Here is a 15613-nt window from a genome sequence, read left to right as displayed (position 1 = left end):
GGTTCAAGATTCATGCCGGGTCAAAAGAAAATCCGAGTACTAGTAGTCGACGATTCTGCCTCTGTGCGTCAGACAATGAAAGAGATTTTGGAGTCAGATCCGCAGATTGAAGTGATGGCAACCGCCTCCGACCCTTTCGTTGCGGTCGAGCGGATCAAGAAGGAAGTTCCGGATGTCATCACCCTCGACATCGAAATGCCGAGAATGGACGGACTCACCTTTCTGCAGAAGATCATGACGCAGCATCCGATCCCGGTCGTGATCTGCTCTACGCTGACAGAACAAGGCTCGGAATCGGCTTTCGTCGCCCTGGAGCGGGGCGCTATCGACATCATTACCAAACCAAAATTAGGAACAAAGGAGTTCTTACAAGAATCCTGCGTCCGAATCTGTGATGTGGTTAAGGCTGCCGCTTGCGCTGGAGTCCGGAAGCAGAAGGCACCCGCACCTACTATAGAAGTAAAGCCCAAGTTGACCGCGGATGTCGTAATTGCCAAACCAAATTCTCAAGCGATGATTCAAACCACCGAGAAGGTTGTGGTCATTGGCGCCTCAACAGGTGGAACCGAAGCGCTACGAGAATTGCTGGAATCCCTTCCGTCAGATGCACCCGGAATTGTAATCGTTCAGCATATGCCTGAGAAGTTTACTGCACGCTTCGCCGAAAGGCTTAATACCCTATGTCGCGTTTCGGTAAAGGAAGCTGCAAATAACGATTCCGTTATTCGCGGACAAGTACTAATCGCTCCGGGCAACAAACATCTTCTTCTGAAGAGAAGCGGAGCCCGTTATTACGTTGAGGTTAAAGATGGCCCCCTTGTCAGCCGACACCGGCCTTCTGTCGATGTCCTCTTCCGCTCTGCGGCACGATACGCTGGCAGAAATGCCGTCGGTGTAATCATGACGGGCATGGGCGACGATGGAGCAAAAGGCATGTTGGAGATGAAGGAGGGAGGCGCTTTCAACATAGCCCAAAACGAGGAGAGCTGCGTGGTTTTCGGTATGCCGGCAGAAGCTATCAAGCTTGGAGGGGTCGATCGTGTCCTGCCCCTTGGACACATAGCTCAAGAAGTTGTCCGACTCTGCCGTTGAATCTCTGCTGATTCGCCCTCAATGTCCAAGATCTTCGAAAAGTGAGTCTGGCACTGCGGATTGTGAATCAGATCTTCTGGATGCTCGGTTGACCCGCATTCGACGGTGTCAGCCGATCCAGTAGGGAGGAGTTCCCTGCCACCTATAATTTCCAGAGTTGACATTACTTCAGGAGATCACATGAGCAATACAGAAAAAGTTGCATTTATTACTGGAGCAAATCGCGGTATCGGACTTGAAACGGCAAGGGGGCTGGGCAAAGAAAAGGTTGCTGTAGTGCTCGGCGTACGTGATCAGGAGAAGGGGCAAGCCGTCGCTGGGCAACTCCGTTCTGAAGGAATCAAGGCAGAGGTTTTGCGTTTCGATATCACAAAGTCTGCTGACTATCAGAACGCTTACAACTATTTCGACAAGAATTATGGCAAGCTGGATATTCTGATCAATAATGCCGGCGTTTCGAAGGAGACCGTAGATTCAGACAATTTCCTTGTAAACACCGTCACTTCCGTCAGCCCTCAAGTGTTACATGAAACTTTTGAGACCAATTTTTTTGGCCCGGTAGCTTTAACTCAGGTTCTTCTTCCTCTTATAAAGAAGGCTCCAGCTGGACGAATCGTGAATCTCTCCAGCATTCTGGGCTCTCTAAAACTACATTCCGATCCTGACTCTCCGATCTATGGTGCAAAGGTTTTCGGCTACAACTCTTCGAAAACAGCGCTGAATGCCTTCACCGTCCATCTTGCACACGAGCTTCGCGATACCAAAATCAAGGTGAACTCGGCACATCCGGGCTGGGTAAAAACCGACATGGGCGGATCACAGGCTCCGATGGAAGTAAGCGATGGCAGCAAAACCAGCGTTCAGCTGGCGCTTCTGCCTGACGACGGTCCGACAGGTGGATATTTTCATCTGGGTGAACCTCTTCCCTGGTAACAATTCCCGCCTCCGGCAGCAGCGATTCCATCGTCAGCTGCTGCCGCCTGCTGCACAAATCGTGAAAACATTCTAGGATTCCTTCATAGAGATTTGACAACGAAGGAAGTGCATGAAAACGTCCTTGCTGTTTGCTTGTATTGCAGCTCTAAGCTGCTCTATTGCCCTGCCGGTCTCAGGACAAATTGCCCCAGCACCTACTGCTTCACAACCGACCACTCCGCCCACCTTGACTCGAGAACAGAAGATACTAATGGATTGGCCCAATCTTGCCCGTTATCATGACGCAGACCAGCAATTAGCAACTCCGGCTCCCGGAGAAAATCGCATTGTCTTCCTGGGCGATTCCATTACCGACGGATGGAACCTTGCAGAATATTTTCCAGGAAAGCCCTATGTGAATCGGGGCATCTCCGGGCAAACGACTCCGCAAATGCTGATTCGATTCCGCCCCGATGTGATCGCGCTAAAGCCAGCGGCTGTTCTGATTTTGGCCGGGACAAACGACATTGCTGGAAATACCGGACCTACGACCTTGCAGGCCATCGAAGACAACCTCACATCAATGGCTGAGTTGGCCAGGGAGAACAAGATTCAGGTCGTGCTCTGTTCTGTGCTTCCCGCTCTCGATTATCCATGGCGTCCAGGCCTGCAGCCGGTCGAAAAGATCGGTGATCTCAATATCTGGATGAAGAGCTATGCGGAGCAGCATCATCTGATTTATTTGGATTATTACTCTGCACTGCAGGACACCCGGCACGGTATGCGCGAAGGCTTGAGCCGTGACGGTGTTCATCCCACTCCAGCGGGATATGCCATCATGCAAAAGCTGGCAGAACAGGCGATTGCTCAGGTCATTGCAAGGAAGGCGTCCTAAGCAAACCATATGAGACCTCTACCCGGGGAAAATCCCGAGCTGTAGATTACCCAGAGTGAGTGTCGTTGAGAGATGGTGCGCAGGAGTGCGTTGCGTATTGCTCCTGCGCGTCCTATCTTTGCATTTGTCCTATCCGATTCTACTGTTCACAATGTGATCGCCACGAATTACTTATGTGCAACTCTGAAGTTCGGTAGCATATATGAGTATGGTGGAACGCACACTACCCCCAATCCAGCCGAGGCCGATTTCGCGGCTTTTGCAGCCCTTCCATCGCTTCGCCGCAATGGAGGCTGCAGGTGGCTTGCTGCTGCTCATTGCCACAGTAGCTGCACTTATGGTGGCAAATTCCAGATGGGGAAGATGGTATGCAGACCTGTTGCAGTTTCCCCTCGTGATTGGAGCGGGGGCGCAACAGCTAGACGAATCTCTTCATTTCTGGATCAACGATGGCTGCATGGCCTTCTTCTTCCTCCTGGTTGGCCTTGAGATCAAACGAGAGATGATCCTCGGTGAACTCTCCACCGTTCGCCGGGCACTCTTCCCTTTATTAGCAGCAACCGGTGGTGTGATTGTTCCAGCTCTGATTTATGCAGCATTCAATCACGCGCACGAGACGAGCAGAGGCTGGGGAATACCGATGGCAACGGACATCGCCTTCTCTCTGGCTATCCTGGCTCTTTTCGGCAAACGGATTCCAATAGGACTCAAGATCTTTCTTACGGCATTCGCTATCGCCGATGACATTGCAGGTGTGCTCGTAATTGCAACTGTCTATACAAGCACTTTGAGAATTGGAATGCTGGTACTTGCGGCGTTGTGCTTTGGTGCCTGTATTGTTGCCAATATCACAGGAGTCATCCGGCTCAGGGTCTATCTCGCAATTGGATTTCTCCTCTGGCTGGCGCTTCTTAAATCCGGTGTTCACGCCACTTTAGCAGGGTTGGTAGTAGCACTTTCGATTCCCGTACGGACCTTTATTGACCCCCGTACTTTTCTGGCCCGCGGCCGGGTTCGGCTATCAGAGTTTGAGCACGCTGCACTGGAAAAGCAAAATGGAGGAGGACCTGCTGCGCGAGAGTCTCTCCATCGCCTCAAAGCGGGACTGGAGTTGGTAGAATCACCACTCGATCGCCTGGAGCACCGTATCCATCCCTGGGTAAGCTTCTGCATTGTCCCGCTGTTTGCTTTTGTGAATGCAGGAATCAGCATTCAGGGAGTACACCTTTCCGATCTCATGCACCCCGCCTTCCTGGGCATCTATTTTGGTCTTCTCTTCGGAAAACCGATAGGCATTTCACTCTTTTCGTGGCTGGCGGTGCGACTGCGGTTGGCACATCTTCCCTATGACGTAAGCTGGCAACAGTTGCATGCCGTGAGCTGGTTGGGCGGCATTGGTTTTACGATCTCCATCTTTATTGCGAACCTGGCCTTCGGGAATTCTGCAAATTATTCGATTGCCAGGGTCGGAATCCTATTGGCTTCTGCAACTTCTGCCTTAATAGGAAGTCTCCTTCTTCTGCGAACGACGCCAAAAACGGTTATCGATCCGCAAGAATAGAGATGCTCCGAATAGCTAATGCGGAGTTCCTTTAGATAGGGCATCTTCTGCCCTCCTGCTCTCTTCGTAGAAAGTAGGAGGTGCAGAGAGGTTGTTAACCTTTACCCATCCAGCGGAGCTATTGGAGCTAGCTACAGCCTCAGATACGGACCCTCGCTCCGTTCCTCGTACCTTGATCTTCGTCGCCCATCCTGACGATGAAGTTCTAGCCCTTGGAGGCAGATTGGCCCGGCACAAGCAGAGTCTCTTTGTGCATGTGACCGATGGCGCACCCTTGGACGAAGCTGACTCCGCTACGCATGGTTTCCCGACACTTGCTGCATATCGGCAGGCGCGCAGGAATGAGCTCAAAAACGCCTTTATTCATGCCGGAATTCCACATGCGGAAAGACTCAATCTTGAGGTTTCGGATCAGCGGACGATATTCGATCTAGGCAGCCTCATTTTGCGCTTAGTCCTTTTGCTGCGGGAATACGCTCCAGAATTGATCCTGACTCACCCATACGAAGGGGGTCATCCAGATCACGATGCTTGTGCCGTGATCGTTCAGCGGGCGGTACAGGCTCTCGAAGAGGAGCTGCGTCCAGTTATTGCAGAAGCCACCTTTTATCACCTGGGACCGAAAGGGATCCAAACCGGCTGCTTTCTTCCGGAACCCACTGGACGATACAGCGTGACTCGAATACTCACTGAGAGGGAAAGCAGACGAAAGAAGGAGTTCCTGGCATGCTTTTCCACACAGAAGGAGACCCTCAGTTATTTCTCCACTGACATCGAACGATACCGTATTGCTCCCCCTTATGATTTCAGCCGCCCTCCGCATGACGGGATGCTCTTCTATGAAAAATTTCCATGGGGTATGACCGGGGAGAAATTCCGAAAAATCGTCCAGACCTTCTGCCTTCCGGAGGCCACAGTATGCAATTAACAGTCCTGAGCGTAGCCTACCCTTTTGCTCCAGTAAGAGAGGGAGCTGTAGGAGGAGCTGAGGAGATTTTGTCTGCGCTCGATCAGGCTATTGTTAAAACCGGGAACCGTTCGATAGTAGTGGCGCAAGAAGGTTCCAGAACAAAAGGCGTGCTCTATTCCACCGCGGTGCCCTCCGGACAGCTCTCCGACCAAGTGCAAGATTGGGCAAGACGGCTCCACCAAGGAAATATAGACCGCGCACTACAGTCGCACGAGGTGGACCTAATCCATCTCCACGGGATTGATTTCACTTCTTATATTCTGCCCAAACATATTCCAATTCTTGCCACGTTGCACCTGCCGCCATCATGGTATCCGCCACAGGTATGGTCTTCCACCTTCTCTCATATCCAGATGCAATGTGTATCGCAATCGCAGAGAAGTGCTTGTCCTAACCTCTTCGCTGATTTACCTGTCATTGAGAATGGAGTAGACCTAGAAGCTCAAGGAAGGCACGGTAAACATGGATATGCACTGGTTCTAGGACGCATCTGTCCTGAGAAGAATATCCATACCGCGCTGGATGCTAGCATGCAAGCAGGAATTCCTGTACTCATCGGAGGACAGGTGTTTCCATATGCCGAACACCTTCAGTACTTCCGCGATGAGATTGAACCTCGCTTGAGGGGCAGGAATCGCTTTTTAGGTCCGTTGTCGCCGTCACGCAAACGACGTCTCCTGCAAGGAGCTCGTTGCTTGCTTGTTCCAACCCGTGCACCGGAAACAAGCTCTCTTGTCGCAATGGAGGCCCTTGCAGCCGGTACTCCGGTAATCACTTTCCCCTCCGGAGCACTTGTTGAAATTATCGAAGATGGGGTTACTGGCTTTCTTGTGAATACAGCCTCAGAGATGGCAGAAGCGATTCGATGTGCTTCCTTCATCTCGCCTGCAATGTGCAGAAAAGCGGCAATGCGACGCTTTTCCAGACAACGGATGATCGATCAGTATCTTTCCTTATATAAGCAAATGCTGTTATCTCGACTCGCCTCGGGAGACCTCCACCATGCTGTTGTCTGATGGCGTCCGGCTAGATTTAGTTCAAGATACAGAGGGATTACAGGCTCTTGAAAAGGCGTGGGAGCGGTTATGGACCGATAGTTCTATCTCTACTCCCTTTCAATCTCCTCAATGGTTGCTGCCATGGTGGAGAAGCTTCCAATCAGGAGACCTCTTCATTCTTGCAATATATGAAAACAATCTATTGTCAGCTCTAGTTCCCTTCTACATATACCGGGATGTGGACAGAAATGAACGGCAACTCCTCCTCCTTGGTGCAGGAACAAGCGATTATCTGGATGGCCTCTTTCGTACAGGGCAAGCAAGTTCACAGCAGAGCCAGAATGTACTTTCAGTCATTGCCGATTGCTTGAGTCAACATAGCTATCGATGGGATAGAGCTCATCTGGCACAACTGCGAGGCGGTTCGCCACTATTACAGATTGCCGACTTCTTCCCGGGAAACAGCCGTTGTTACCAGACCGATTCCTGTTCCTTGTTAACACTCAACGAGGCCAAAACGCTTCCCGCAAAATTACTGCGAAATATCAACTACTATCGCCGGCGTGCACAAAAAGAGGGAGAACTCGAATTCAAGCTAGCCAACGATGAGGAAACAGCACTTCTCTATTTTGAGTCGCTCGTCTCCTTACATCAACAACGCTGGAGCCTCGAAGGGCAACTCGGAGTGCTCGCCGATGAGCACGTATTGCAACATCACCGTGAAGCGATTCCTCTTCTTCAGCGCAAGAATGTTTTGCGTCTCTATGCCTTAACGTTGAATTCAGAAATTATCGGAGTTCTCTACGTGTTGGCCGATCGTCCAGGCCTCAACGATCGCAGGTTCTATTACTATCTCAGTGGCTTTCATCCGGGCTTCCGCTTCTTAAGTCCGGGAACACTTCTATTTGCAGCCGCTTATGAAGCTGCAAAGGCTGAAGGTGCGTCGGCTGTCGATCTTCTTCGTGGTGGAGAGCGGTATAAAGACTTCTGGGGAGCTGAATTCCATCCTACCTATGCACTTGAGCTATCTCCGCAGCAGACACAGCGTACGCACTTTCAAGATCTGGTCTTTCGGATGAAGGCATAAGACACAAAAGACATTTCGAATAAAGCAGAATTGCTGCCGATCACAGTACAGCTGAACGTAAAATCTAGTTATGACAATCGCAGCAGCAGAATCTCCAAGAGCAAAATCGCTCGCGTCTTCCATTCACGATCTTCGATCGGCACTCCAGCTTCTTGAAAAGACCCCAGGACAATTGCTAAGAACAGAAACTCCTGTCGATCCTAATGCCGAACTGGCCGGAGTCTATCGTTACGTTGGGGCTGGAGGTACGGTTGAAAGGCCAACGAAGGTTGGTCCGGCGATGCTCTTCGAAAACATCAAGGGATACCCTGGCATGCGTGTTGTCGCAGGTGTCCTCGCGAGCCGCGAGCGCTCAGCTTTGCTACTCAATACCACGCCTGAAAACCTCGGATTCCGCATGCTCGACGCTATCGAGAATCCCGTTCCACCGATTATTTTTCAAGGACAGCAACCACCTTGCCAGCAGGTTGTTCATCGCGATCCTGTAGAGATTCTGAAAGTTCTTCCCGCTCCAACAAATACTCCCGAAGATGCGGGTCCATTCTTTACACTCGGAATCGTTCGGGCTACCGATCCAGAAACGGGCGAGCATGACATTACCATTCACCGTATGTGTGTCCAGGGCCCAGACAAGCTGAGCATCTTCTTTGCTCCCAGCCGCCACATAGATGTCTTTCGACAGAAAGCGGAGGCGAAAGGAATTCCGCTTCCCATTTCAATAAGCATAGGCCTTGATCCTGCTATCTATCTGGCAGTGAGCTTTGAAGCGCCTACAACGCCTCTGGGATTTGACGAGCTTGACATTGCAGGAGGGCTGCGTGGACGTCCGGTCGAGCTCTCAAAATGTTTGACTGTGAATGAATATGGAATCGCTGATGCTGAGATTGTTCTGGAAGGAGAGATTCTTCCCAACGAAAGAATTCGCGAGGACATTAACACGAATACCGGTCATGCCATGCCCGAGTTTCCCGGGTATAACGGGCCTGCTAATCCGTCACTCCCGGTAATACGGATTAAAGCTATTACGCATCGCCGTAATCCGATTATGCAGACCATCGTTGGGCCAGGAGAAGAGCATGTGAACCTCGCCGGCATTCCTACCGAAGCCAGTATTCTTAAGGCAACGAATGCGGCCATGCCTGGACGCGTCTTAAACTGCTATGCTCATTCTTCTGGCGGCGGTAAATATCTGGTTGTTATGCAGATTAAGAAATCTGCTCCCAGCGATGAAGGACGAGCCAGACAAGCAGCGCTCATTGCTCTGGCCGCCTATCATGAGCTCAAGAATGTGATCCTCGTCGATGAAGATGTCGATATCTTCGACACAAATGATGTCCTCTGGGCTATGACTACCCGCTATCAGGGTGATCGAAGCACCATCTTCTTGCCGGGAGTAATCGGGCATCCGCTGGACCCTTCTCAAACGCCTGAGTTCAATCCACAGCTGGTTGTGAATGGCACTTCATGCAAGACGATTTTCGATTGTACCGTTCCCTTTCCTTTGAAAGCACACTTCATCCGTGCAAAGTTCAAGGAGCTGGACATAGCTCCATTCCTTAAGCCTTCGAAACGTCCATTCACTATAGATTGAGGAAGGCCGCTAGTCAGACTGCATAAGAGATCGGCAATTTCCTCTTGTGATCTCTAAATCAAAAAGGCCTCCCGCAAGGAGGCCGATCACACCAATTCTGTAATGTCTTGTTACACCATCCTTCCTTACGCATCCCAAAGAGTGAATCCCGCGCAGGTGCCTCCGAAGCGAGGGAAGCCCACGAGGATTTCATTTCGAAATGAAGGAGCCCCCAATGACTAAAAGGTTATCTGGTATGGTTGCGGTTGTGACCGGAGCGTCCAGTGGAATTGGGCGTGCTACCGCCCTGAAACTTAGCGAGCACGGCGTCAATCTTGTGCTCGCAGCTCGTAGAAAAAGTATGCTCGATGATGTAGCCAAGGAATGCAGACGATCGGGAATACAGATCCTTGCAGTACAAACGGAAGTTACAGAGGAAACTGCCGTGAAAACGCTCGCCATGCGTGCTTTGCAGGAGTTTGGAACCTTCGACATCTGGATTAATAATGCCGGGGTTACGACCATTGGGCGATTCCAGGACGTACCTGTGGAAGAGGACCGCCGAGTCATTGAAACGAATGTTCTTGGCTATCTCTATGGGGCCAAACAGGCGATCCGGCACTTTGTGAAGACTGACACAGGAACTCTAATCAATGTTGCTTCCATCGCTGGAAAGCTTGCCGAACCTTATTCTGCTGCCTATACCGCGTCGAAGCATGCCATCTGTGGACTCGGCTTAAGCCTGCGCCAGGAACTCTGGCTTGAAGGAAAACAGAACATTCACGTTTGTACCGTTATGCCAGCAGTAATCGATACTCCACTCTTCCAGCATGCAGGCAATCATATGGGGCATCCGATTAAGGCTATGCCTCCGGTCTACCCTGCAAGTGATGTTGCAGATACCATCGTAGATCTCATTGAAACGCCTCAGGATGAGGTCTTTGTCGGGACATCAGCCAAAGTCATGAATACCATGGAGAGCGGCATGCCATGGCAGACGCATAAGCAGCTGGCCAAGACAGTGCAAAAGCAGCATCAACGAGAAGAGCTGTTTGCAGCCCCAACAAATGGAAATCTCTTTCACCCTATGAGAGATAAGCATAAGGTGAGTGGAGGATGGGAAAAAGGAAATCGCTCTACATTTGGCATGCCAACACTCCTGGGCCTTGGTGCGTTAGTATCTGCAGCAATAATTTCGATTCGGAGAACTACTTCGGCAGCTAAATCTAGAGCCATCGTCACGCCCTTTCCCGAAAAAGCCAACAGGGACATCCGAGAGCGGCCAATGGCGGTGAATGAAGGAGTCATTTCAGCCCGGGAGCGAGGGCTCGACGAAACCATTGCTAATAGCTTTCCAACCAGCGATCCACCTTCAACAATTCCTGATCCATCGATCTAGTCCGAATAGTTCGATCCCAGCATCTGCCTTTGTGGCATGTGCTGGGATCACGTTCCCCTTCTCTTTTGACTGTTGCCCCGTCAAGCTCTTTTTATTCCGTCTGTTATAGAATTCACTTTCGCAATGATGAACAGACGGGATTTCTTTCAACTCTCAGCGGGAATGGCTTTGGCTAGGGCAGTACCGGCAACGGCCTCGCCAATCAACGACAGTGGCAGGACCTATTGGCTGCAGCAGATGAAGAAGGTCGCCGAACCGGTCCTTTCGCATCTGGCTGCTGGCACGCTAAAAAAAACAATGCCTGTCGAATGCCAACCGGGGACGGAACAGGATCGTCGACAATTCACTTATCTTGAGGCATTTGCCCGCCTCCTTTGCGGTATAGCACCATGGCTGGATGCCGATCTGGAAGCGGGGGCGGAACGAGAATTGCAGCTACGCTATGCAGAGCTTGCACGCGAAGCATTACGCTCTGCGAGTAATCCCTCCTCTCCCGATTTTCTCAATTTCGATCAGGGCAAACAGCCCTTAGTGGATTGCGGCTTTCTTGCTCTCGCTCTCATGCGAGCTCCGAAATCCTTATGGGAGAAGCTGGATGCAGCTACGAAGCGAAATCTTGTCCAAGCACTGGAATCTTCCCGCAAGATCACTCCTCCGTATAACAACTGGCTGCTTTTTAGCGCCTCTATAGAGGCTGGTCTTGCAATGATGGGGAGCCGGTGGGACGGTACGCGGATTGACTACGCAATCCGAAAGCACTTTGAGTGGTATCTAGGAGACGGGACCTACGGTGATGGTCCACAATTTCACTGGGATTACTACAACAGCTTCGTGATTCAGCCGATGATGCTGGACGTTCTCGCGACGATGAACAGGTATACCAAGGACTGGGAACGATTTCTTCCCGATGCCGTAAGTCATGCAAAGCGTTATGCCGCGATACAGGAACGAATGATCTCTCCGGAAGGAACATTTCCCGTAATCGGGAGATCGATTACCTACCGTACTGGAGTCTTTCATCTGCTTTCAGCAATGGCGCTGAGAAAGGAATTGCCCGAAGGCGTATCACCGGGGCAAATACGTTCCGCGTTAACACACGTTATTCAACAGCTTCTGGAAGTGGATGGAACCTACGATAAAAATGGCTGGTTGCAAATAGGATTTCGAGGCCACCAGCCACACCTCGGCGAGGTTTATATCTCAACAGGAAGCCTTTATCTTTGTGCAGCCGTCTTCCTGCCTCTCGGTCTGTTACCTTCCGATCCCTTTTGGGCAGAGCCTGCGCAAAATTGGACTTCACGTAAGATTTGGGCTGGCGAAGATTTGCCTGCCGATCACGCTCTCTGAACATTTCAAAGATAGGCGTATCCGAAGCTGTCAGTCTCGGATACGCCGTTATCAACAAGTACTAAAAGAGTACTTTCAGGCCTAGTTGAACCTGCCTCGGTGGGTAAGCCCCGGAGACAGTACCAAAGTTAGAATTGCTGACATTCAGATTTAGACCTGAAAAGTTTGTACGGTTAAAGACGTTGAAAAAGTCACCTTGAAACTTCAATCGAAGTGGTTCTCTGAGCGAAATGAACTTAGAAAGTGTCACGTCCGTTTGCGCCAACCCAGGGCCTTCTACCGGCGCATATCCAGCGTTTCCAAAGCGTGCTTCAGTTTTTGGAGTTGCAAGAAAAGCGCCTTTGTTCACATAGCCATTATGGCCAGCGTGTCCACTTGTATATAGAGGCACATTGGAAACACGATCTGGACGTACATTGCCCAGACCTAAACTAGAAGTGGCCTGTATGTTGTAGTAAGCACCGCTCTGGAGACGCGCTACACCACTAAGCTGCCACCCTCCGGCGACCTGACGAACGATAATGTTCTGACCATGAAACACCGGTCCTTGAGCGACAAAAGTGGCAATAAAGGCATGAGTGCGATCATTCGAAAGACGCCCATAGTTGTATTGCAGATTCTTCCAATTTTCTTGGCTTGTATTGTTCCCATTGGAGTCGCCAAGCGCTTTCGAAAAAGTATAGGCCAGTGTGAAAGTTAGCAACCCTGCCCGCTTGGCGGCAAATACCTGGAATGCGTTGTAATTGTAATTGGAGTCAAAACGATTCTGATTGATATTGGTGAATCCCTTGTAGGGGTTAAAGTAATTCACGGAAGAGATCGGCGGATTTTTCTGATTTGCATTTGCGACAACAGGAGCAAGATCCGGGAAGTTCACATTCGGTTGCCGCGGTTGGCGATGTGCTACGTTACCAACATAATTAACCTCAATCAACACAGACTTTGGCAACTGGTGTTGCACGCCAAGACTATATTGCCAGGTATAAGGATTCCGACTTGTGGGATCGATGCCGCTGATGTTTGCTTGCAGACCGGCGCTGCTTGCGCTGCTTGTTGCGAGAGTAGCTAGATTCCCGGTATCGAATTGGATGTTCTGCAAAAATGGTGGAATGCTCAGCTGGCTGAAAATCAAATTACCTTGAGGCCTATAGAAGAAGAGGCCAACTCCACCACGAATAGCTGTATTTGCGTTTGGTGCAAAGGCAAAACCAAAGCGGGGTCCGAAGGCACCATCCATCTTGTACAAGCCACGAGGAGCACCGGCGGGAATGAGTGGAAAGAGAGCGGTATTGATGTTTGGGACTCGAATAAGCTGATCGGAAGGCACGCCGCTACCAGCCCGCACCAAGCCGTTGTAGGGATTTCCTGAAGATGGATTTATCTTTCCATTCGGAAGAACGGTAACCGCATTTGCAGGGTTATAGACCGAAGGGTTGAAATTAGAAATGTTGTTGCCTTGGGTATAGAAGGGTGAGATCCACTGCCAACGCGCACCGTATTCCAAACTCAGCTTCCTTAGCGCTTTCCAGCTGTCCTGCGCAAAGGCTTCTATCTGATTAAAGCGGAAGTGCCCAACCGGATCGGCACTGGCTTCCTGATACGTCTGGAAATTCCCCAGGAAAGCGTCAGCTAACGCATAGCATGTTGTATTGCTGGTTGTAGTGCCGCAGATGCTGGATGTTGGAGTTGCGTTAAATGCTGCAGTCCCGGTGTAGTTGGAACGGGCATTCTGATCTACACGATCACGAATGTAAGCTCCACCGAATTTGAAGTTATGGTTTCCCTTGATCCAGGTAATATTGTCCGCTACTTGAATATCCGTTGATGGAGATAGGAGCGAGAAGTTCGGTCCCTGAAATGGCGCATAACCTGTTACGTTGACGATGGGGATTCCATTTGGATACCTGCCCGCGGTTGGGTAAAGCTTTGTATATTGGAATCCATAGGTTTCACGCTTCCAGTTATTGCCATAAGGAGGAATGCGCTGAGCTGCCCAACTGGCATTGGCTGTGGTCTGGTTAATCAGGTTTGAACGAATGATCCAAGTTTCCGAAACCAGGTAGCTTTGACCAGGACGATTGCGAGTCGTCGGCGTGGTGTTCAAGACCCCAGTATTTGAAAAAGTTCCATAAGGATCGATGAGCCTGTTTTGATCATGAATCCAACGCCCAAAAAGTGAATGAGCAGAGTTGATAACATAATCAAATCGAATCAGATCTTGATGGAAATTAAGGGGATTTGATGGCGCCAGAGTGAGATTGTTACTGGGTACACCTCCGTCTCTGAAACTAAGTCCACCTGCAGTAACAGTCTTATAGACATTTGCAATAGCGCGTCCGTCGGCGGTTATGAGCGGCGCAATGTTGTTGTTAGGAATGGGCGTCGAGGTACCTGGATAATAGAGCTGTACAGGCTTGGAACCGCTCAGCAGTGCGGAGAAATCACCATTCAGCATGGCCGTTGTCGGCACGGTAAATTGAGTAGCCAGCGCCTGCTGGCGAAGCCGACGCCACTCTTCGCCCAGGAAGAAGAACAATCTGTCATGTAGGACGGGACCGCCGACAAAGAAGCCGAAATCGTTATAGATCAGCTGTGTTTTCTTTTTGGCAATGTAGTTCGTTGCGTCAAGGTAATTGTTGCGCATGAACTCAAAGGCGCCGCCATGAAACTGATTGGTACCGCTTTTGGTAACGATATTGAAGGTAGGTCCGGAGGTACGTCCATATTCAGCAGAGGCATTGGAGGTGTCGACCTTGACCTCGGCAATAAAGTCGGGTCCTACGTTATTCATCAAGGAACCATTGGAGCCTGCGACTTGATTGTAGGCGCCATCTACCGTGAGGTTATTCGTATCGCTACGATTGCCATTGATGGTTTGATTGTTCGATGCAAGTGAGGTTGTTACAGAGAAGATGTCGGGATTTGTAACGACCGCTCCAGGTACCAAGGTCAGCAGTTGTGTATAGTTCCGTCCATTAAGAGCGAGATTGTTGACCTGTTTTGTATCGATAACGCGAGCAACTTCTCCCGAAGTCGTATTGAGGGTTTCAATAGCGCCGCTTTCTACTCTCACAACTTCTGTCGCCTGACCGAGTTGAAGAACGAAATTTGAAGTAACCTTCGAATCGGCGGATATACTCACATTCTCCTGCTGTGAAGTACGGAAATCCTTTTGTGCAACAGAAATCGAATAAACCCCTATAGGTAGATTGGTAGCGATATAGTTGCCGTTGGAATCGGAAATAAAGGTGCGAGTGACTTTAGTATTGCTTTCGGTAATCGTAATGGTGGCACCGGCAATCGATGCACCGGATTGATCCGTAATGGTTCCCGATATTTGCCCAAAACTTGTTTGCGCCTGGGCCTGTGGCACCGTCAGAGCAAGGGTGAATAATAGGAGTGACGTAAAGATCCACCCAGCAACGTTATTCTGAAATCTATCCCCGTATCGAAACATTCAAACATCCTCCAAGATCTACATGCTTGTGAACCAGGAAGCTCAAAAACCTTGTATTGCATGGTTAATAGGAACTTCGAACAAAATGATCGGAATCCTATTCTCATCGCGAAAGGACATGTGATGGGAGCATGCTGAGTGGCACTATTTTGTTTGACCGGAACTATGCATTGTCATTGGCTCTCCAAAAGTTTCCGGCTTTGCCGAAAACATGTTGTTAATCGATCATTCGCTTCTGCTCAGATCAAAATTTTGAGTTGATCGTCGGGGGATAGTAATGAGCCTGAGGAAGCACTGTCAAGCAATTTTCACAACTCTTAAA

11 protein-coding genes are annotated in these 15613 nt (G+C 50.1%); 10 read left to right on the top strand and 1 reads right to left on the bottom strand.

Going from position 1 to position 15613, the window contains the following annotated elements:
* The first annotated feature begins 12 nt into the window (after positions 1-12).
* The 10 genes from AC6I7T_RS02505 (at position 13) to AC6I7T_RS02460 (ending at position 11834) form a co-directional block, all read left to right on the top strand.
* Positions 13-1092: a protein-glutamate methylesterase/protein-glutamine glutaminase gene (locus tag AC6I7T_RS02505; protein ID WP_497791711.1), complete on the top strand. Its 1080-nt coding sequence runs from the start codon at positions 13-15 to the stop codon at positions 1090-1092.
* A gap of 180 nt (positions 1093-1272) precedes the next feature.
* The gene (locus AC6I7T_RS02500; RefSeq protein WP_497791710.1) at positions 1273-2025 is read left to right on the top strand and encodes an SDR family oxidoreductase; all 753 of its coding nucleotides are present in this window, start codon (positions 1273-1275) and stop codon (positions 2023-2025) included.
* A gap of 112 nt (positions 2026-2137) precedes the next feature.
* Positions 2138-2902: an SGNH/GDSL hydrolase family protein gene (locus AC6I7T_RS02495; RefSeq protein ID WP_497791709.1), complete on the top strand. Its 765-nt coding sequence runs from the start codon at positions 2138-2140 to the stop codon at positions 2900-2902.
* 202 nt (positions 2903-3104) lie between these two features.
* Positions 3105-4463: a Na+/H+ antiporter NhaA gene (gene nhaA / locus AC6I7T_RS02490; RefSeq protein ID WP_497791708.1), complete on the top strand. Its 1359-nt coding sequence runs from the start codon at positions 3105-3107 to the stop codon at positions 4461-4463.
* 91 nt (positions 4464-4554) lie between these two features.
* Positions 4555-5391, top strand: a complete 837-nt coding sequence (locus tag AC6I7T_RS02485) for a PIG-L deacetylase family protein (protein WP_497791707.1) — start codon at positions 4555-4557, stop codon at positions 5389-5391.
* On the top strand, positions 5382-6449 hold the full coding sequence (locus AC6I7T_RS02480) for a glycosyltransferase (protein WP_497791706.1): 1068 nt from the start codon (positions 5382-5384) through the stop codon (positions 6447-6449). The genes AC6I7T_RS02485 and AC6I7T_RS02480 overlap by 10 nt, the downstream gene beginning before the upstream one ends.
* Positions 6436-7518, top strand: a complete 1083-nt coding sequence (locus AC6I7T_RS02475) for a GNAT family N-acetyltransferase (protein WP_497791705.1) — start codon at positions 6436-6438, stop codon at positions 7516-7518. Before AC6I7T_RS02480 ends, AC6I7T_RS02475 begins: the two co-directional genes overlap by 14 nt.
* A gap of 70 nt (positions 7519-7588) precedes the next feature.
* Entirely contained in the window at positions 7589-9109 is a 1521-nt protein-coding gene (locus AC6I7T_RS02470) for a UbiD family decarboxylase (protein ID WP_497791704.1), read from the top strand.
* A 214-nt stretch (positions 9110-9323) separates the two neighbouring features.
* Positions 9324-10487 carry an SDR family oxidoreductase gene (locus tag AC6I7T_RS02465; RefSeq protein ID WP_497791703.1) on the top strand — a complete coding sequence of 388 codons (1164 nt, stop codon included), beginning with the start codon at positions 9324-9326 and terminating at the stop codon, positions 10485-10487.
* 123 nt (positions 10488-10610) lie between these two features.
* Positions 10611-11834: a DUF2264 domain-containing protein gene (locus AC6I7T_RS02460; protein ID WP_497791702.1), complete on the top strand. Its 1224-nt coding sequence runs from the start codon at positions 10611-10613 to the stop codon at positions 11832-11834.
* A 61-nt stretch (positions 11835-11895) separates the two neighbouring features.
* On the opposite strand, the gene AC6I7T_RS02455 is transcribed toward AC6I7T_RS02460, so the two are convergent.
* Positions 11896-15291, bottom strand: a complete 3396-nt coding sequence (locus AC6I7T_RS02455; RefSeq protein WP_497791701.1) for a TonB-dependent receptor — start codon at positions 15289-15291, stop codon at positions 11896-11898.
* Positions 15292-15613 lie beyond the last annotated feature (322 nt).

It is taken from the genome of Humiphilus diazotrophicus, from assembly GCF_059726315.1.
This window is presented reverse-complemented; position numbering and strand designations above follow the sequence as displayed.